Source organism: Nostoc sp. LPT, from assembly GCF_017115165.1.
GTDB lineage: Bacteria > Cyanobacteriota > Cyanobacteriia > Cyanobacteriales > Nostocaceae > Nostoc.
The window spans coordinates 1-18,808 of the sequence record NZ_JABXKF010000038.1 but is presented as its reverse complement, the minus strand read 5'-3'; the positions used below and the strand labels follow the sequence as shown (position 1 = coordinate 18,808).

Sequence of the window (18,808 nt, the reverse complement as noted above, 5' to 3'; positions counted from 1 at the left end):
AACTTCTCGCTGTGCTTGAGTCTCAAGCTCTTAAATACTAATTAGATAGTCAGGGGAGATGCTGTGTTTTTCAATGGTGAACCCTTGGGAGTGCTGCACTTCAAAAAGGACAAAGACGCGCTCAGACAGCTTGGACTACTCAAAAGCGGGCAACTTACACCCGCGCCCGCTATTATTCAAAGTAATTTTTCACTAGTGTGCGCCAAAATTGATCCTAGTACTGTTGAATATCCTACTATGTGGACGAAGGAATTTCAAGTTTTTGGGACTCAATCGGTTAACCGCCAACAACAGGAGATGATTGATAGTAGTGCTAAAATTCTACAGCAAATTAAAGAACGTCCTACATTCCTCTTTGCTACCCCAGAAGATAAAATGCTGGGTTTAACACAACTGGTAGTAGACAACCACAAAGTAGATACTGTCACCAAGTGGTTAGCTGACCAAAATGTGGACTTTGCTCCCGTCCCACCAGAGGATGTACTCAAAGAAACTAAAAAGGGATTAGCAGTATTTAACTTGGTTAATAGTTCAATTCTTCCTAAAACTTTGGAGAGTATGACCAAGAAATTTGGGGCCGTGATTGAATCAAGTACTGAATATCAGCAACTCGTTAGCTCCCTCGCCACGCGACCGCAATTTTTGAAACCACCAGAACAAACAGCACAATCTCCACTTAACCAATCTATAACTCCATTACTCTCCACTAATCCTTCTACACCAGACATTAGTAATAGTACAAAAACTGAACCTATAATTGTAGAGAAGCTCCCGACGGTTACTATTGATGATTTGAGAAATTGGTATAATGCCGCAGAGAAGTTAGGGAAGTCGGAAAATTACAAAAAACGCATTGTAGAAGTGGCTAATGGGTTTAAAGCTGGTGAGCAATTATCAGCCGAAGCGTTGACAGTAATGAATAAAGATACATTTGAGCTTGAAGCCATCAGTCGGCTGACTCAAATTGCTCAAAGGATTGGCATGGTCTGGGGTAAGTCTAATGAAAATGGCACTCAAGTTCAAGGAAAGATTTATGACTTGGCTTTCAATACCCAGCAGAAAGATTTAACTATTTTACAGAAAAATGGGGAGGTAATTTTAAATTTACAATCTGGTCAGGTGCAGACTAATAAACTAACTTCACAGATATTGCAAACTTTTGAGGATGTCAATACTCAAATTGACAAAATAATAATGAAAAATGAAAATCAAGAATTAGAAATACACGGATAAATTGACTTACTCAGCTAAATACCCGAGTTTGACCCAAACCTCCTTCGGGACAGCATTGGTGAGAGGAGTGATAATTAACAACTCATTTTATCTGCTGACATCTCCCAGCTTATTCTCTACAATCATTGAAAAAATAAGCGCTAATTGTTCAGACAATTCGAGTGAGCGTTGTTCAACATAGATAGTAAAATCCTTTTTTACTGCTCAACAGCCAAAAACATTGTTAGTGTCCTGGCTTTCTTGCCGCATGGCGTATAAATCCTGGACTAAGCTCATTGGAGATAGTTCTAAACTCATCTGGAATCTTGGGAAAGGCGAGCATGAGCGAGGGAGTGTTTTACTGAGATTGGCTAGGCTCGATAACAATTTGGATATTGGGCACCTTGCTGAAGAAATAATCAATGCTTAATCTAATTGTAAAGAAGTATTAAAGTTCCACTGTTATTTTACCTAGTAGGGAAGTACAACTTTAAAAGAAGAATGTATGCAGAGACTAAACTTAGACCGCTTGCTATCAAGTCGGCTGAAGCGGCGACAAGTTTTAATTGGGGCTGGCAGCTTAACTGGCTTCGTGATTGCAAATCAATGGTCGAACAAAGTTCAAGCCCTGCCTAAATTCTCTAACTATCCCTTTAGCTTAGGTGTCGCTTCCGGGGAACCATTGCCAGATAATGTAGTATTGTGGACACGCCTAGCACCAGATCCGCTTAATGGTGGGGGAATGCCACCATATAATATTCCAGTGCAGTGGCAGATTGCTACTGACGAAAAGATGCAGCAAGTTGTCCATAGTGGCACACAGATGGCTATTCCAGAATTTGGACACTCTGTTCATGTGGAAGTGCAAGGGCTACAACCTGCCCGATGGTATTGGTATCGCTTCAGAGTCGGCAAGGAAGTTAGTCCTATTGGACGGACTCGTACTGCTCCTAACCCCCGCGATCGCGTTAATCGCTTCCGTTTTGCTTTTGCTTCATGCCAAAACTGGGAGCAAGGGTACTTTGCCGCCTATAAACATCTGGCTCAAGAAGATTTAGATTTGGTGGTTCACCTCGGTGATTACATTTACGAGGGAGCGCCGAGAGCGAACGCACTCCGAACTCATGAAGGTGATGGAGAGCCAGTAACACTCGAAGAGTATCGCAACCGTCATGCCCAGTACAAGACTGACCCCAGCCTGCAAGCGACCCATGCAGCGTTTCCTTGGGTAGTTACTTGGGATGACCACGAAGTTGACAATAACTGGGCAGATGAAATTGCTCAAGACCCAGAAAAACAATCACGCGCAGCTTTTTTAGTTCGTCGTGCTGCTGCTTTTCAAGCATACTACGAACACATGCCACTGCGGGATTTTTCAAAACCTAGAGGTATTGATATGCAGTTGTATCGACGTTTAACCTTTGGTGACTTGGTTGAATTTAACGTCTTAGATACTCGCCAATACCGTAGCAACCAGCCTTGTAATGACAGTATTGAACCACGCTGCCCAGAGGCTTTGAATCCAAATGCTACTATGACTGGTAGCGAACAAGAGCAGTGGTTATTTCGTAATTTAGATCGCTCTACGGCACGCTGGAATATAATTGCTCAACAGGTTGTTTTTACTCAACATGACTGGACAGCAGGTCTTGAGACTGCCTTCAACATGGATGCTTGGGATGGCTATGTAGCTGCTCGTAACCGTATCCTCAAGTTCCTAACTCAACACAAGCCTGCTAACCCAGTTGTCATTTCTGGTGACACACACTCAAGTTGGGTAAGCGATGTGAAGGCTGATTACAATAACCCTAACTCTGCTCCCGTCGCTACTGAGTTTGTTGGGACATCAATTACCTCAAGCTTTGGTGCTAGTGACCGAATTGAACAGGCTTTACCAGAAAATCCTTGGGTCAAATATTTTAATGGCAGGCAACGCGGTTATGTTGTTTGTGACCTCAATTATCAGCGTTGGCGTAGCGATTATCGGCTACTGCCTCCATCTCCTGAGACTGGGGCTACGGTATCTGAACCGAATGCTCCGCTCGTGTCAACAGTCTCATTTGAGCTACCAAATCAAGGCATAGTGAAGCGGGTTTAGTAGTGTAATGTTGAAGCAGACCTTAGTATACCTGCTCATGCGGACGCTATGGTTAAATTAATGGATGAGTATGCGCTTGACCCGATGGGTGGTGGTAAAGGTCTGTCCGACTACGTTAAAGCAAATCTAAGAGTAGAGCTTGCAAAGAGAAAAACGGCTCATGTCATTCTTGCCTTTGTCGATGCCGAACCCGCAGGGCTTGTTGTCTGCTTAGAAGGATTCTCTACCTTCGCGGTTACAAATCAAAATCAAGGCTGAATGTTTCTCCTGAAGAATCTTCTTCTTTCTCCTGTGCAAATGGAGTTGGAGTCCAAGACGTGGGTTGATTTAACTCAGTATTAATCGGTGTGTCAGCTATTCGTTGTGCAGGTAATCCAGCCTTGATGAAAACAAAATAGCAATCAACTATAAAGTAAAGCGTATCCAGGTAACTTTTATCTAGTTTTTGCGATTCTGCAAATATGCGCTCTCGGTAATTATCTTTGAGGCGAACTTTTTCCGGTGCTAAGTCTTTTTTATCTGCCATCGTTATAACTTTACTTAAGAGATGTAGTAGTTGTATTCTTGCTGGTGATGGTTTTTGCCATCTCTAAAAGTCCAGAGACATTGGCTTCTACTGGATTGTCCAGAATTTTGAAGCCATTTTTCTCCAACAGCTTCTTAAATCCTGGTAAGAGGCAACCTCCACCAATCGCCCAGATTTCATCCCCTTGATGCTTGGCATCCAGTGTCAGATTCACCACTTTCTTCAAGTATTTTTCATACCAATCTTTTAAAGAAGCGCTGTATATATCTTTAATATCGATGTCACGGCTGTACCTGGTATGCCCCATTTCCAGACAAAATCGGATTTTGGATGGATCTCCGATTTTTCCGCCATTTAAATGTTTCATTTTTTGGGAGATATCATCGATGAGAACTTCTACACCAATGGGGTAGGCGGTATGAACTTCTCGTTTCCCTTGGTTGTAACGAGAATACAGGGTCGTACCATTGCCAAAGTCTAAAATGGTTAATTTTTTTGGTAGTGGATGCCCAAATAATGCACCCATACCCTCTAGTACAACTTTCAGGACTTCTACTTTCACGTCTGATTGTTTGCCAGCTAGTATTGGCTGATATTCTCCGTTTAGTACTTTTTGCAATTCGTCAGCTAGAGCAACATCATGTAAGCTAACGACTAATTTTAAGTGCCAAGCCTTACGGTGTGGTAGATGTGCCAATGCACCCAATAAAGTCAACAACGCATTATTGACTTTATTTTCATTATTGTCTGTGTTGCGGTCAAAATAATTCCCTGTCCGGTAAGCAGACTCTCCGACTGTGTAAGCAGTGCCGTTAAAAACTACACGCCCTGGAACATCTTCCATCTCAGCTGTGGAAATATAACTCGGCACACGAACTACTTCAAATCCTTCGACTAAAAGTTTTAGGCTTCCATAACCGTTATCAAAGCCAGCAGGAAAAATTTTTTGTAAGGTGTGAATGTTTGACATAGGCTCCAAGTAATACACTTTAAATTGTGAAAGTTATCCGTTCAGATAATTTTGGGGAGCAGGGGAGAGAAGAATAAAATAGCTATTCCTTTTTGATCCAGAACCAAGAGTTTATCATAACCCCTTGGGGGCTAAGTGGGGTACACAATATCAAAAAGTCAAATATACCCCATCTAGCACCTATATGTACCCTATATAGGGGTCAAAATGTCATCAAAGTCCTGAGATAATGTTGGGGTATATATAGCCCCCATATAGCCCCCAATAGGAATTTTTGAAATCTTTTCTATCAACGTAGCAGAAATTAATTTAGATAATCGTTGACTCTTTGATTTATACTTTACTGTCAATATCTCTGTTACCAATTTATTTCCCTGCAAAATGTCTAGTCAAAGCTCTGATCTACTTGAAATTTATCTACGAAAAATTGATCACTTCGATAGACTATTACTTGAGACTTGAGCTTTTCTACGCAAGAGAAGTAAGGTCAAACCAATTTGCAATGGGCGAAACCCATTGCGAATTTTTGTGGTTGCCGTAGCTAAAAATATCGTTGGAGCCAGATATAATTTCTGGATTTGATTCAACAAGGGGCTATTGGTTTACTTTCATGCTGTAGAGGAGTTTGACCCAAATAGCGGCTATAAATTCTCGACTTGTGCATACTGGCAGATTCGGCAGGCAACTACAGCAGCAATTGCAGACCAATCGCGTACAATTCGCCTGCCCCAGGAAATGACTCAAAGATTGCTCCAAATCAAAAAAGCACACACAGAACTGTTTGTATGTTTAGGACGAAAGCCCACAATTACAGAAATTAGTACGGCTGTTAACGCATCCCCTAAACAAAGAAAGTGAATGCCTAAACGCATTTCGTCCACTAGTTTCTTTAGAGTTAGGAATTGGCGAAGAGCTAGAAACTCAACTGCAAGAAATATTACCCGACGAAAGAATTTCGGCTCAAGAGTACGTTGACAAAGAAAATGTTTTCGGTCAGATTTAGAAAATTTGTTAGCTGACTTGAAGCTAAATCAGCGTCAAGTCTTAATGTTACAGTTTGGATTGGAGGGTGAAGGGAAGCTAACTGCAAAACAGGTTGCACAAAAACTTAATCTCAGTCATAACAAGGTGCGTTCTGCTCATGGACAAAGAATGAAATTTTCTTATTTATAGTCAACACTTAAGATGTACTATGACTCTAAATATACTCTTCGTTAAAATTAACGTCTAGCAAGGAGAACAATACTGAAGCCGATTTCCTTGATTTCACTTATTTAAAAATAAAAATACTAATGGCGAATAACGTTATTCGCTTCTGATAGTCCCTTATATAAATCTCAGGGTCTATCAGGAAATCACTGTTTATTATCAGTAAGAACTATGACTCGAAGAATTCTGGCACTGTTTAACCAAGCCGGAGGTGTAGGAAAAAGCACTCTTACGATGAATCTTGGTTATCATTTAGCACAACGAAATAATAAAGTATTACTTGTTGATATGGACCCACAAGGGTCATTGACGATGTTCATGGGTCTAGAGGCATCAGAGTTAGAGGATACAGTTTACAATGCAGTTGTCGATGGTGATGCCTTACCTATCAGCAAAAACATTCACGGTATGGATCTTGCACCATCCAATATTGACTTGAGTGGTGCTGAACTGGAACTGGTTATGGCTGATATGCGAGATTTTAAGCTGAAGCAAGCCTTAGAACCAGTAGTAAATAACTATGACTTTATTTTGATAGACTGTCCACCTAGTCTAGGAATATTAAGCTATATTAGCTTAGTTGCAGCTACTCATGTCCTGATTCCCATTCAGACACATAACAAAGCACTTCGAGGAACAGAGCTACTATTTCAAACACTTGCTCGTGTTCAAAGGGGAGCAAACCAACAGCTTAAGGTTGCTGGTATCATTCCTACTATGTATGATGGCCGCACCGCACAAGGTAATAGAAGCCTTGATTCCGTCCGTCAATTAGGAGCGCAAATCCCTGTTTACGAAACTATTCCTATTGCTATAGCTTTTGCGGATGCCTCTGAAAAACACATGCCTTTGGCACTTTATAGTTCAAGCCATCCAACAGTAAAAGTTTTAGAAAAAATTGCTAAAAGTCTGGATACCTTACAATGACTAATAAGAAAAGCTCTGAGCCTGCCTATAAAGTCAAGGGTGTTGATTTACTATTTTTACAAAAAAATGAAACACCGCTAGAATCAGTTTTATTATCAGCTATTCATCTCCCCTCAAAACAACCTAGACGCTACTTTGATCTTGAGGCAATGGAAGCACTCACAGCATCAATTAGACAAAAAGGGGTGTTACAACCACTTCTTGTTCGTCCCAAGGGGCAAAATCAATATGAACTCGTTGCAGGTGAACGACGTTATCGCGCTGCCAAAGAAGCTAAGTTGGAAACAGTTCCAGTTATCATAAAGGATTTTTCCGACGAAGAAACTTTTGAAATCGCTCTTGTGGAAAATATCCAACGAGAGGATTTAAACCCTCTTGAAGAAACAGAAGGAATTTTAGACTTGTTATCCTTAAAACTTAATCAGTCAAGAGAAGCAGTCATCTCAGTGTTTCACGTAGTCTCTCACCCTGAGCGGGAGTCGGCGAATAACGTTATTCACAGTGATGAGTGGAAGGTAGTTTTAGATGTTTTTAACATCATAGGAAAATTTACTCCTAACAGTTTTCGTACTAATCGCTTACCATTACTCAATCTTCCAAAAGATATTTTGGAATATCTTCGCCAAGGAAAAATAGAATATACAAAAGCAAGAGAAATAGCCCGAATTAAAGACGATAGCCAGAGGGAAGAACTGTTAACAGTAGCAATTACTGAAAAGTTATCTTTGAATCAAATTAAGGAGCGTATTAACAGTATAAATACAGCCGTTACTAAAACAACGTCTGAAAAAAGTGCATTATATCAAAGCCGTCTCAAGGCTATATCTGCAAAAGCCAAAAAGACTAAAGTATGGGATGACTCTAAAAAAACACAGAAGTTTGACAAGCTCCTCGCAGAAATAGAAAAACTTCTTGCAGAAGAATAGGTAGCAAAGCATAACCGATATTCACTCTTTCAACTATCTACTCCTGACGGAGGTATTCTTTAAAAATGAGTTTTCGATGACACTAATACTGGGCGTGTATCTTAGTATTTATGTACTACAATTGACTGAATTCCAGTATTATATAAATGATGTGCGGCATCTGATGATAAGCAATGTCCACTCCCCCTAATCTTTCCCCTCAACAAGTAAGTGCCTTTCCTCAACACGAAACAATCACTGGAGTCGTAGAACGTTTAACTTTTTACTCTGCTGAATCGGGTTACACAGTGGCAAGGCTGACTCGTCCACGTAGCACTGAACTCACAACAATTGTCGGCAGCTTTGCTAATATTCAGCCAGGTCAAACTCTACAGCTAACTGGTTTCTGGTGTGACCATCCTCAGTTTGGCCCCCAGTTCCAGGTAGTTAATTACAAAGAAACCAAACCAGCAACGCTTACCGGAATTGAAAAATACTTGGGTAGTGGACTCATAAAAGGTGTTGGCCCAGTCACAGCAAGACGGATTGTTGCCCACTTCGGGCTAGAAACCTTGGACATTATCGAAAACCAGATTGAACGACTGATTGAAGTCCAGGGTATTGCCAAAAAGCGGATCACTCTTATTAAAAACGCCTGGTCAACTCAAAAGGCCATCAAAGAAGTGATGGTATTTCTCCAGGGGCATGGTGTTTCTACCACTTATGCTGTGAAGATTTACAAGCAGTATAAGGATGAAGTAATTGCCACTGTTACCAAAAACCCCTACCAGCTAGCAGCCGACATCTACGGTATTGGCTTTCTGACTGCTGACAAGATTGCGAGAAATATCGGAATTGCGCCTGACTCAGAATTTCGTTACCGTGCGGGAATTATCCACTGTCTAAGTGTTGCCGCCGAAGATGGTCACTGTTACCTGCCACAAAGCGAACTGATTGAGTCGGTAATCAAACTACTGACTACCGAATCTCATCAGCCCACAGAAGAAGGGGTTGCGATCATTATTAAAGATATGGCTCTGGCAGACGAGCTGATTAGAGAGCGGGATGAAGAAAAAAGGCTACTTTGCTATAAGCCGACTTACTTTCATACGGAACAGAATTTAGCTCAATTGATACGCCAACGCTTGGAAAATCCTGTTGGCAATGACATTGAGCGTGTGCGTGATTGGATTGACCGCTTTACAGCCAGCCGGAAAATTCAGCTTTCACAACAGCAACGCCAAGCTGTAGAAACAGCAGCCTACTCCAAAATCATGATACTGGCATCATCTAGGGTTTTTTGACATCTGGTAAACCAGATATATTCATGTTTTGACACAAATTTTAAATTTTAACTTGATTTGATTAAGCTATAGTTGAGTAATACAAGTTTCTGAATATTTATCTCCCTTATGTTTAAAGGAGAAGTAGGGTATGGGCCGACTCCATTGGAATTGGCTATGTCTTGTTATAAACTACAGTTGGCAGCAATTTTTACTATGAGAATTGCTGCCTTGTTTTATCGAAGAGGACAAGGGGATAGGGAGACAAGGGGAATTGTCTCTCCAATTCAAAAGTCAGGCGGCAACGCCCAAGGGTTTAAGACAAGAACACCACTTTTTGGTGGACTATGTTTCAGGTGGGGTTTGAATCCCCATCTGATTTCTCCCCTTGTCCCCTTGTCCCCTTGTCTCTTTGTCTCTTTCTTCAATTAATTGGATGGATAATCCTAAGTTAATATTATGACAAATAGAACCTCAGTATCTCATATTTTTCTGAAAAATCTCAAAAAAAACTTAAAACCTTAGAAAAAATCCTCACTGGTGGCCCTGGCGTTGGAAAAACCTTCACAACTCACACGATTGTCAGCCTGTGGAAAGCAATGGGTAAATCTATTGCTCTAGCTGCACCCACTGGACGGGCTGCTCAACGCTTAGGTGAAATGACTGGGCTGGAGGCAAAGACAATTCATCGCTTGTTAGAATTCGACCCGCGCTCAAGGGGTTTCAAGCGCGATAGCGAAAATCCTTTGCCCCACACGGCAATTATCGCTGACGAAGCATCGATGCTTGATTTGTTTCTGGCTTACTCCTTAGTTAAAGCAGTACTAGCTGGCGCTTTACTGTTGTTGGTGGGTGACATTGACCAGTTACCATCTGTGGGCCCAGGTCAAATACTAGCTGATTTGATTAATTCTGGTTGCGTGCCAGTAGTGCGGTTAACTCAGGTATTTCGCCAAGCTAAAACTTGTGCAATTATCACTGCTGCTCACCAAATCAACCGGGGCCAGTACCCAACAATCGAGCCAATTTCTGATAATCCTGTGTCTGATTGTATTTGGCACGGCGGAGGTCATCAGCCTGAACATGGAGTGCAAGCAATCTGCGAATTGATTACAGACTTGCTCCCCGGCTTAGGTTTTAATCCTGCTACTGATGTCCAAGTGCTTTGCCCGATGACACGGGGAGTAATCGGGACTCGTAACCTGAACACAGTCTTGCAGCAGTTGATCAACCCACCCAGCCCCAGCAAGGTGGAGATTAATAGAGGTGGGAATTTGTTACGCGAGGGCGATCGCATCATCCAGCTAACCAACGACTACAACCGCGAAGTTTTCAACGGCGACTTGGGAATAATCCTCACTATTGATACTGTCGAGCAGGAAGTTACAGTACTGTATGGTGAGCGGACTGTGGTTTACGATTACGCTGACCTGAATGAAATTGCCCTTGCCTGGAGCATTTCTATTCATAAAAGCCAAGGCTCAGAATATCCGGTGATAGTTCTGCCAATCTATATGCAGCATTATATGATGTTGACTCGGAACCTGTTTTACACTGGGCTGACCCGTGCCAAGAAGTTAGCGATCGTGGTTGGCGCAAAAAAAGCGATATCTCTGGCGGTGCGCTCTACTGATGACCAACGGCGGTACACAAGGTTACAGCAGAGGTTACTTCAGGCAGGACTGAATTGGTGAGATGTTTTGGTTCTTCAAAATAGAAAACTTTATTGAGCTATTTGATTTATACTTTTGAATCCCCTAGTTTTCAAAAAAGCGTTGAGTTTGTATGTCCAGCCTCAGTTCCGATATGGTTCGCATCTATTTGCAAGAAATTGGTCAGTATCCTTTATTAAAACCAGACGAAGAGATTGCTTATGCTAGGCAGGTACAACAGATGATTGCCATTGAGCAATCTAAAAATCAACTCACTCAACAGCTAGACCGTGAACCAACAATGACAGAATTAGCCAACGCTGTTGAAAAAACCGAAGCACAAATCCGAGCAGCACTACACCTTGGTCAAAAAGCTAAACAAAAAATGGTGACAGCTAACCTGCGACTAGTGGTTTCTGTTGCCAAGAAATACCAGAACCGCAATTTGGAATTTTTAGATTTGATCCAAGAAGGAGCAATCGGGTTACAAAGGGGTATAGAAAAATTTGATCCCAACCGGGGGTATAAGCTATCAACCTACGTCTACTGGTGGATTCGTCAGGAGATTACACGCGCTATAGCAGAACAATCGCGCACTATTAGATTGCCTGTTCATCTCACTGAAATACTTACCAAAATTAAGAAAGTACAGCGAGAAAGCTTTCAAAAACTCGGTCGTCATGCCACTGTTGAAGAAATAGCATCAGCATTAAACCTCAGTAAAGATAAGCTTCGAGAATATCTCACGGCTTCTCGCACAGCTATTTCTTTAAATAAACAAGTCGGAGATGAAAAAGAGACAGAATTGGGCGAAATTTTAGCCAGCGATGCCGCTTCACCAGAAAAACTCCTTACCCAAGAACTTCTATCGCAAGATGTAGCTAAATTCTTAGAACCATTGACACCTATACAGCGTCAAGTGTTGACTTTAAACTTTGGGCTAGAGAATGATCAGCATTTCAATCTCGCTCAGATTGGCCAACAGCTAAACCTTAGCCGAGAAAGGATTCGTCAAATCCAGGTCAAAGCTATAAGCATTCTCCGCCATCGACAAAACGACATACAAGAGTATTTATTTGATTAAACCATCATGTAAAAATAAGTTGTACAAATTTCAGTAGACCAAAAAGTTTGGCGTGAGCTTTGCTCACCGTATTAGCATCAGCTAATAAGTTTGTAGCACCGATTTTTCTTACTTGACCTTTTGTTAAGTTCTTTCACCTGTCTTAGACCCAGGTTTTACCCTGCATACCAAAAAGATTTCCAAATGGGTCCCACATTTGACAAATTGCTTGCTGTCCCTTAATTACCAAAGGGCCTCGATAAAGCCTTGCACCATGCTTTTGGGCATAATCTAATGCTTGCTCAAAGTTGTCTACACGCCAATACGCTACTTGACCTGCGTTCCCCGGACGCATTTTTTCATCTGCCAGATGGAAAAACATTTCAACGCTGCCAACATCAATCAATGCTCCCTGTATTTCATTTTCTACATAAAAGTAATTCATTGGTATATTTAAAAGCTCGCCATACCATTGAGCAGCTGCAACAACATCATCTACGAAAAAAAATATAGCTTGAACGCCCTTAAACATATACTGCTCAGTTTCTCCTTATCTGGTGAAACACCCCAAAATCTATCCTACTTGCCAAAGCATACGCTCGTCACTGCTATTGTGACTCTTCATTTTTCTACATTCTAGGTATTCCACGTCAGAGCTATTACGTATAATTACCTTCATTTCGTACAATAAAATCACACTCGTGTTTGAGCGAAAAATAAGCTGATGTATTTATTAGATACATCAGCTTTTGACTTATCCGAAGATTTCAATCACAGCCGCGAGAATAGCTGGGGCTTTGTCTGAAACCGGAATGAATAGGCGCTTTTGCCAGTTGATGATCTCTGTGAAGCAACCCACAGCTAAGAGTCGCTCTGCCAGTGAGATAGCATTAACCAGTTCTATGCGAGGTTCATTAGCAACGAAAGACCGCCGCAGCGTAATTCCTCCTGGTAGTTGCTGTGTATATCTCTCGTTCAGTACCAGCGAAACCAGTTCTTCTGGAGAAAGCACCTGATTTCTTAGTCCAATTTGTTCGCGCACGGTTTGAATGTCGTGAGCATTCACCACCCGACCGAGAATCTTTTGTCCATCGCTGGTTTGCAACCGGAATACTCGACTATTCTGCTGTGGTAGTATTTTCCAGATGGGTAGGAGAATACCAGTTACCAAATGCAGGTAATCGGTAGTGAACTTGGGCAGCGCGTCTACTTCAATAGACCAAGCAGCAGCAAATGCATCAATAGAAACTTGCTGCCAAGTGGAAGATTCCAAGTCTTGAACTGGTACGCGAGTTTCTTTCTGTGGGCGAATCAGCAAAACTCTTGGGACAACTCCACCCTCAGAGTCGAATAGACTGTGAGTTGGAATTGACACAGCAGCATTGCCTGACTTGGAGTTGATCATGAGCTTTCCTTGATATTGAGTAGCAAATTCCAACATCTCAATAGCCGTTCTAATGTTGTTCTTTTGGGTGCGTTCCACTTTCAAGTAGTTGGTTGTGCTATTTGTTGCAGGGTGTGTATAAACTGCTTCCTGGCTTTCGATGGTAAAACGTTCAGCCCGGAGTGTCTCTACACCCATCTCATAGACCCCTGCCGCGATCGCTGTTTCAATCTGCTGACTTAGCAACAATTCAAAACGCTCGAAAATGATGTTTTGCATATCAATTCGTAGAGCCAGTAGTCGGTTGAGGAATTGACGCAGGGGTGGAAGATCGATTTTCATGCCCCCTTCGTGGGAAGTGAGCGAGAGTCCTGTCATTTGCTCAAAAGTCCCTAGCGGAACTTCATAAAATCGACCTTGGAAAATCTGCTTAAACAACTCGTATAGTGCGTACTCTGCATAGTTCGACTCCAGATTATCCTTAGTATCAAAGATGCCATTACCACCAGTTTGTCTCTGCCCTCTGGTGAGTGCGCCGAGACTATCTAATCTCCGCGCGATGGTCGAGATAAACCTGCGTTCACCGCGCACATTCGTCGTGACTGGTCTGAACACGGGTGCTGATGCTTGGTTAGTCCGGTGTGACCTCCCCAACCCCTGAATTGCGTTATCCGCTTTCCAGCCGGCTTCTAACAAATAATGCGATCGCCGTCTACGGTTGACTGCGTTTAAATCGGCATGATAACTTCTGCCTGTCCCGCCAGCGTCACTGAAGATGAGGATTTGTTTGTCACCCTGCATAAACGCAGCAGTTTCAGCAATGTTAGCGCCGGAACCACGTAAATCAACAAACAAACGCCCGGAATCATCCTTGAGAACTCGTTTACTGCGACCAGTTACTTCAGCAACTTGCTTGTTACCGAAGTGCCACAGCAATTGTTCTAATGCGCCGGGGATGGGATCAAGGCTTGCTAACTTATCGACTAACGCATCTCTCAAGGCTACAGCTTCTTGCGAAATAACTGGAGAGCCATCGGCATCAAAGACTGGCTCGGATCTTTCTTCTCCATCAACGCCAGAATGGATGGAATGGAGATGAATGGGAAATGCACTCATCAGATAGTCCATGACATATTCCCGTGGGGTTAAGTCAAGATTGAGATCCTTCCATTCCGAAGCAGGAACTTCATCAAGTCGTCGCTTAAGCAATTCTTCATTAGTCGAGACGATCTGAACAACAACTGCATTTTGAGCAGCAAGATCCTGCTCAATCGCTTTGATTAGGGTAGGGCATTTCATCCCGGTCAGCAGATGATTGAAGAACCTCTGTTTATGGCTTTCAAACTGCGACTTAGCAGACATCTTAGCAGCACGATTGTACGTTTTTGCGCCAGTTATATTGCAAGCTTCTAACGCTTTCTCTAAATTATTATGAATAACCTGAAAAGCATCGGAATAGCTGTTATAACTCCGTTCCTGCGTCGGCGTTAACTCAATTTCGAGCGTCTGATACTCTACGCCCTCAAACGAGAGACTCCGCGCCAGATACAGTCCCAAAGCCTTGAGATCCCTGGCTACGACTTCCATCGCGGCGATACCACCGCCCTCAATGGATTCCACAAAATCCTCACGGGAGGTAAACGGGAAATCTCCAGTCTGCCAAAGCCCCAGACGATTTACATAAGATAGGTTAGAAACCTTCGTTGCTCCAGTCGCAGAAACATAGACAACCCGTGCCTGCGGTAATGCGTTTTGCAACCTCAGCCCAACAATGCCTTGCTGGGATGCTGCAACCATACCGAGTTTACCCTCAATAGCCATTGCATTGCCCATACTGTGGCACTCGTCATAGGCGATCGCTCCCTCAAAGTACTTACCTGCCCAGTCAATAATTTGCTTGAGCCGGCTTTTACCGTTCTTTTGAGAACGTAGAGTTGAGTACGTGCAGAACAGAATACCTTGGGTGAAAGGGATGGGGTCGCCAAGTTTGATATTTGAGAGGTCGATAATGTCCTTTGCATCACCTCCTAAAGCACACCAGTCTCTACGGGCATCTTCAATTAACGCAGAACTTTTAGATACCCAAATGGCTTTTTGCCGCCCCTGACACCAGTTGTCGAGAATGATTCCTGCACACTGTCTTCCTTTCCCCGCTCCCGTCCCATCACCAAGGAACCAGCCACGGCGAAATCTAACAGCATTTTCTTCGCCTTGAGCCGCTACAGTCACATTATCCCAAGAATCATCGACAATATAAGACCCAGACAAAAATTCACAGTGGGCAAAACCAGCGTAGATGACGCTTTCAAGTTGTGCCTCTGACAACAAGCCTTGTGTGATAATGTTGCTAGGAAGATGCGGTTTATAAGTTGGTGCTGGTGGCGAGACAAGTGCTAGGGCTGCACTTTCGCAAAGCAGCGAGGGATGAGGTAAAGCGTCCTTGATTCGGATTCGTTGTGGACGATAGGTTTCATATAAAGTATCTTTAAGTCCTTCTGTAGCAGACCATTCGACAACTTCATATTCCAACACTACTACATCGTCTGGAAGAAAGGAAACTGTTTCTGGTTGTGTAACTGTAGTACGTTTTGGCAATTGAACAACTTTTGCCTTCGCAGCAGCTTTGACTTTTTCTGAGCGTTCCCACGGAGATCGCTGTGGCAACTGCTCAATCAACACCAGCAGTTCGGGCAAGTCCAAGGTTTCGGAAATACAGGGGATTTGCCTGTGATTATCAGCCGGGACTTTATCAATTACTGTGATTCTGGTGTCGATTTGTGTACCATGTTTTGAGTACACCTTGCCGTTAACCCCGACCGACATTAAAACTCGTGCAAAATCCTGCCACTTAACAAAAGTCTCTCGCCAAGTAGGATTATTGGGAGAGAACCAATTAGCTGTGATTGTTACCAGCCGTCCACCGTCAGCCAGTCTTTGCAATGCCGAGTTGATATGCCTCTTTGTCGCGTCTCTATTGCGACTGTTGATTTTGGGAGATGCACAGAAAGGTGGATTCATCAGCACAACTGAGGGCTGAGTCTTGCCAACCAGATAGTCGTTAATCTGTTCCGCGTTTACTGAGAATAATGGTGTGCCAGGGAATAACCGTCGCAGAATCTTCGATCTATCGGGTGCAAGCTCGTTGAGCATCAGACTTGCGCCTTGTAGTTTAGCCATTTGTGCCAATAGACCAGTTCCGGCACTTGGCTCCAGCACCAAATCAGTAGCTTGTATAAATCCTGCTTTGGCTACCAGATAAGCAAGCGGCAGAGGGGTGGAGAATTGCTGAAGCTGTACTGACTCTTCACTACGCCGTGTTTGGGTTGGGCAGAGGGCTGTTAATTCTTCTAATTGTTGCACAACCACTTGAGGTTGTTGTGATAAAATCCTAATTCCCAGATGACGCAGATATAAGATTTGCGCTACTTCCACTGCTTCGTAAGCGTCTTTCCACTGCCACGCACCGGACGCAGCACTGCCTAGAAAATAGCGATTCATCTGAGCTTGAACAGTTTTTGTAGAGAGAGGGCGATTATCTATTAAAACTTTTGCAAGCTCTTGGGCAACATTAATAACTGACTGCCCATAATCGATTACTGTTTGCAAATCGAATAAAGAACCTTGAGTGAAAAGTTGCTGTACCATTGGACTATATAATTTTAATTTTCACTCTTGAAAAAGCGAAGCTAACATGTGAGCTTTGTTAGCTATCAAACAGGCACAGTTGCCTTGTTGAAATTTCCCGTTTATTTTCTCGATTGATTGAGATGTAAGCCAGATTTAAACTGCAATTCACTTCAAACCACCCTTCGGGTTCAGCAGTCGCTCATGGGGGAAACCCCCAAGACCGCGCTGCTTCACCACTTAAGAGGTTGATTACTTTGCTCGTCCATTAAGTCTGCGTATTGATTGAGGTAATCAACAGCTTTTAAAAAGTGTGTATAGCAGTCAAATGCCAGATGATTTAATTGTTCACGCACTCTCCTTTTAGTTCGAACGTTAGACTGAATCCAGATAATAGAGTGCCAAGTTTTCTCATACTCTTTGGCACAACCAACAGCAATTCCTAATTCAAATCTTGCTGCTTCGAGTAGGGAGTGATTGCTTGGGATATGATTCAAAGCAGATGATAAACAACAATATGTCGCGTTCACTATTTTTCAGTAAATAAGTTTAACCTCCGTTGATCAATCGGAGGTTATAGTTGAGTAACTTTTATGCAGTTTTACACGGTCTGCCTGGCTTGCACTTGCCTGAAGAATTTACATTAGCCTTTTTAGTTTTCGGTGACTTGTTGGCAACATTATTAGTTTTGTTTAAACGAGTAGTACGTTTTGGTTGTGGTGAAATTTCTTTAACTGGAGGCAGTAATCTCAATGTAGGGAATGAGAGAACAACTGCTTCATTACTTGTATAATGAACAACTTCATCCTCTAACATCCAAGGATCTGGCAATTTCTCAAAAGTCTGAATTTGTGGTGTGATTATTTCTGATACTGATGGGATTTTAGAAGCGGCTATATTTCCATTGCTAACCGAAACCACATTACTAGCGTAAGCAGCCGATACAAATAGTCCGCTAATGAACTGGAATATAATAAGAGTAACGAATGCCCAAAAGATGACTACGATTGCCAAGGTTAGTAGGGATTGCATATCCATGATTATTCCTCAACTAAGTATTTGTAATTTCCAATTGATTTACGCAAAGCGTTTTTAAGCCTTGTTCAAATGTGAAGCGAACTTGAACAGTTCCTCTTTTCAAGAGAGGACTTCACTCAAAATTTAGCGTAGCGCCAGAATATTAAAGAGTTGCTAGCATCCTTAGCCCCAATACACTGAGAAGTACTAACTCTACATTTCGGGCTAGAAAATGACCATCAACTGAGCTTAACTCAGATCGGAGAACGCCTTAACTTAAGCCGAGAACGAATTCGCCAGCTTGAACATAAAGCACTTTCTATTCTTCGTCGTCAAAAAAGTGATATTAAGGAGTATCTTAATTAGAATGATTTCGTTCTACCCTCAAATAAAATATGAGTCGAACTCGCTACTCTCCTGATTGGAAACAAATTGCTACTGCTGTAAAGATTCTTCTGATTGGCGTTGCTCTCGTTGCGAACGCCCTTGTCTACGCCCAGGTGAAAAGCCACCAGAATTAACTTTGAGTCAGCGTCGGGTTTATAACCTTCAGGTACATCACTACAATTTCGATCCGTCTGATAACCGAAGAGAGAACCTTGCCCCGTTGTGCAGTGGCTGCCATCTTCATTACCACCGATTCAGACGAGGCAATATTTCACCTGGGCAATTATCACTCTTTTAGGGATAATACACCTTTCATAAATTTGACGAAAAACTATTATTAAGAAGTAAGGCCATTTTATTAGCCAATGCCCAGCAAAACTATTGATGTCCGAGAGTACACCGTCAGAGCGCACAAACGGGAAATTCATACTCGCGTTTTTAACTTTGTGTGTAAGCAATGTGAACAACCCACACAACGAGAAACTTTTGGGGTTAGACCCCTGACTATCTAATTAGTATTTAAGAGCTTGAGACTCAAGCACAGCGAGAAG

The 18,808-nt window shown here is 42.5% G+C and carries 16 protein-coding genes and 3 pseudogenes; 13 read left to right on the top strand and 6 right to left on the bottom strand.

The window, feature by feature from the left end:
• Window positions 1-195: 195 nt before the first annotated feature.
• The 3 genes from HWQ58_RS08930 (at window position 196) to HWQ58_RS08920 (ending at window position 3,568) form a co-directional block, all read left to right on the top strand.
• The gene (locus HWQ58_RS08930; protein ID WP_292860565.1) at window positions 196-1,233 is read left to right on the top strand and encodes a hypothetical protein; all 1,038 of its coding nucleotides are present in this window, start codon (window positions 196-198) and stop codon (window positions 1,231-1,233) included.
• A 484-nt stretch (window positions 1,234-1,717) separates the two neighbouring features.
• Complete coding sequence (locus tag HWQ58_RS08925) at window positions 1,718-3,310, top strand: alkaline phosphatase D family protein (RefSeq protein ID WP_292860563.1); 1,593 nt, start codon at window positions 1,718-1,720, stop codon at window positions 3,308-3,310.
• 48 nt (window positions 3,311-3,358) lie between these two features.
• Complete coding sequence (locus HWQ58_RS08920; RefSeq protein WP_292860561.1) at window positions 3,359-3,568, top strand: hypothetical protein; 210 nt, start codon at window positions 3,359-3,361, stop codon at window positions 3,566-3,568.
• On the opposite strand, the gene HWQ58_RS08915 is transcribed toward HWQ58_RS08920, so the two are convergent.
• Both HWQ58_RS08915 and HWQ58_RS08910 read right to left on the bottom strand, forming a co-directional pair.
• Window positions 3,546-3,836 (bottom strand): hypothetical protein, encoded by a 291-nt coding sequence (locus HWQ58_RS08915; RefSeq protein WP_292860558.1) that lies wholly within the window; start codon window positions 3,834-3,836, stop codon window positions 3,546-3,548. The genes HWQ58_RS08920 and HWQ58_RS08915 overlap by 23 nt on opposite strands.
• A gap of 10 nt (window positions 3,837-3,846) precedes the next feature.
• Window positions 3,847-4,806 (bottom strand): ParM/StbA family protein, encoded by a 960-nt coding sequence (locus HWQ58_RS08910; RefSeq protein ID WP_292860555.1) that lies wholly within the window; start codon window positions 4,804-4,806, stop codon window positions 3,847-3,849.
• Between the two features lie 597 nt (window positions 4,807-5,403).
• On the opposite strand from HWQ58_RS08910, the gene HWQ58_RS08905 reads away from it, so the two are divergent.
• From HWQ58_RS08905 to HWQ58_RS08880, 7 genes and pseudogenes are all read left to right on the top strand, one after another.
• A complete protein-coding gene (locus HWQ58_RS08905; protein WP_292860552.1) occupies window positions 5,404-5,664 on the top strand; it encodes a hypothetical protein in 261 nt (86 codons plus the stop codon).
• A gap of 150 nt (window positions 5,665-5,814) precedes the next feature.
• The gene (locus HWQ58_RS38400) at window positions 5,815-5,979 is read left to right on the top strand and encodes a sigma factor-like helix-turn-helix DNA-binding protein (protein ID WP_190965422.1); all 165 of its coding nucleotides are present in this window, start codon (window positions 5,815-5,817) and stop codon (window positions 5,977-5,979) included.
• A gap of 207 nt (window positions 5,980-6,186) precedes the next feature.
• Complete coding sequence (locus HWQ58_RS08900; RefSeq protein WP_292860549.1) at window positions 6,187-6,942, top strand: ParA family protein; 756 nt, start codon at window positions 6,187-6,189, stop codon at window positions 6,940-6,942.
• Entirely contained in the window at window positions 6,939-7,868 is a 930-nt protein-coding gene (locus tag HWQ58_RS08895; RefSeq protein ID WP_292860546.1) for a ParB/RepB/Spo0J family partition protein, read from the top strand. Before HWQ58_RS08900 ends, HWQ58_RS08895 begins: the two co-directional genes overlap by 4 nt.
• 173 nt (window positions 7,869-8,041) lie before the next feature.
• Window positions 8,042-9,130: pseudogene (locus tag HWQ58_RS08890) on the top strand (helix-hairpin-helix domain-containing protein); the annotation flags it as partial.
• A 530-nt stretch (window positions 9,131-9,660) separates the two neighbouring features.
• Window positions 9,661-10,824 (top strand): annotated as a pseudogene (locus tag HWQ58_RS08885) (AAA family ATPase); the annotation flags it as partial.
• 91 nt (window positions 10,825-10,915) lie between these two features.
• Window positions 10,916-11,866: an RpoD/SigA family RNA polymerase sigma factor gene (locus HWQ58_RS08880; protein WP_292860544.1), complete on the top strand. Its 951-nt coding sequence runs from the start codon at window positions 10,916-10,918 to the stop codon at window positions 11,864-11,866.
• 142 nt (window positions 11,867-12,008) lie between these two features.
• Here HWQ58_RS08880 and HWQ58_RS08875 read toward each other — a convergent pair whose 3' ends face one another.
• From HWQ58_RS08875 to HWQ58_RS08860, 4 genes are all read right to left on the bottom strand, one after another.
• Window positions 12,009-12,377 (bottom strand): VOC family protein, encoded by a 369-nt coding sequence (locus HWQ58_RS08875; protein ID WP_292860542.1) that lies wholly within the window; start codon window positions 12,375-12,377, stop codon window positions 12,009-12,011.
• Window positions 12,378-12,599: 222 nt separating this feature from the next.
• Window positions 12,600-16,874: a strawberry notch family protein gene (locus tag HWQ58_RS08870; RefSeq protein ID WP_292860540.1), complete on the bottom strand. Its 4,275-nt coding sequence runs from the start codon at window positions 16,872-16,874 to the stop codon at window positions 12,600-12,602.
• Window positions 16,875-17,086: 212 nt separating this feature from the next.
• Window positions 17,087-17,350, bottom strand: a complete 264-nt coding sequence (locus HWQ58_RS08865) for a hypothetical protein (protein WP_292860538.1) — start codon at window positions 17,348-17,350, stop codon at window positions 17,087-17,089.
• A 94-nt stretch (window positions 17,351-17,444) separates the two neighbouring features.
• Window positions 17,445-17,885 carry a hypothetical protein gene (locus HWQ58_RS08860; RefSeq protein ID WP_292860536.1) on the bottom strand — a complete coding sequence of 147 codons (441 nt, stop codon included), beginning with the start codon at window positions 17,883-17,885 and terminating at the stop codon, window positions 17,445-17,447.
• A gap of 198 nt (window positions 17,886-18,083) precedes the next feature.
• On the opposite strand from HWQ58_RS08860, the pseudogene HWQ58_RS08855 reads away from it, so the two are divergent.
• The 3 genes and pseudogenes from HWQ58_RS08855 to HWQ58_RS08845 all read left to right on the top strand — a co-directional run.
• Window positions 18,084-18,236: pseudogene (locus HWQ58_RS08855) on the top strand (sigma factor-like helix-turn-helix DNA-binding protein); the annotation flags it as partial.
• 29 nt (window positions 18,237-18,265) lie between these two features.
• The gene (locus tag HWQ58_RS38395; protein WP_366837612.1) at window positions 18,266-18,391 is read left to right on the top strand and encodes a hypothetical protein; all 126 of its coding nucleotides are present in this window, start codon (window positions 18,266-18,268) and stop codon (window positions 18,389-18,391) included.
• 231 nt (window positions 18,392-18,622) lie between these two features.
• Complete coding sequence (locus tag HWQ58_RS08845) at window positions 18,623-18,769, top strand: hypothetical protein (RefSeq protein ID WP_292860567.1); 147 nt, start codon at window positions 18,623-18,625, stop codon at window positions 18,767-18,769.
• Window positions 18,770-18,808 lie beyond the last annotated feature (39 nt).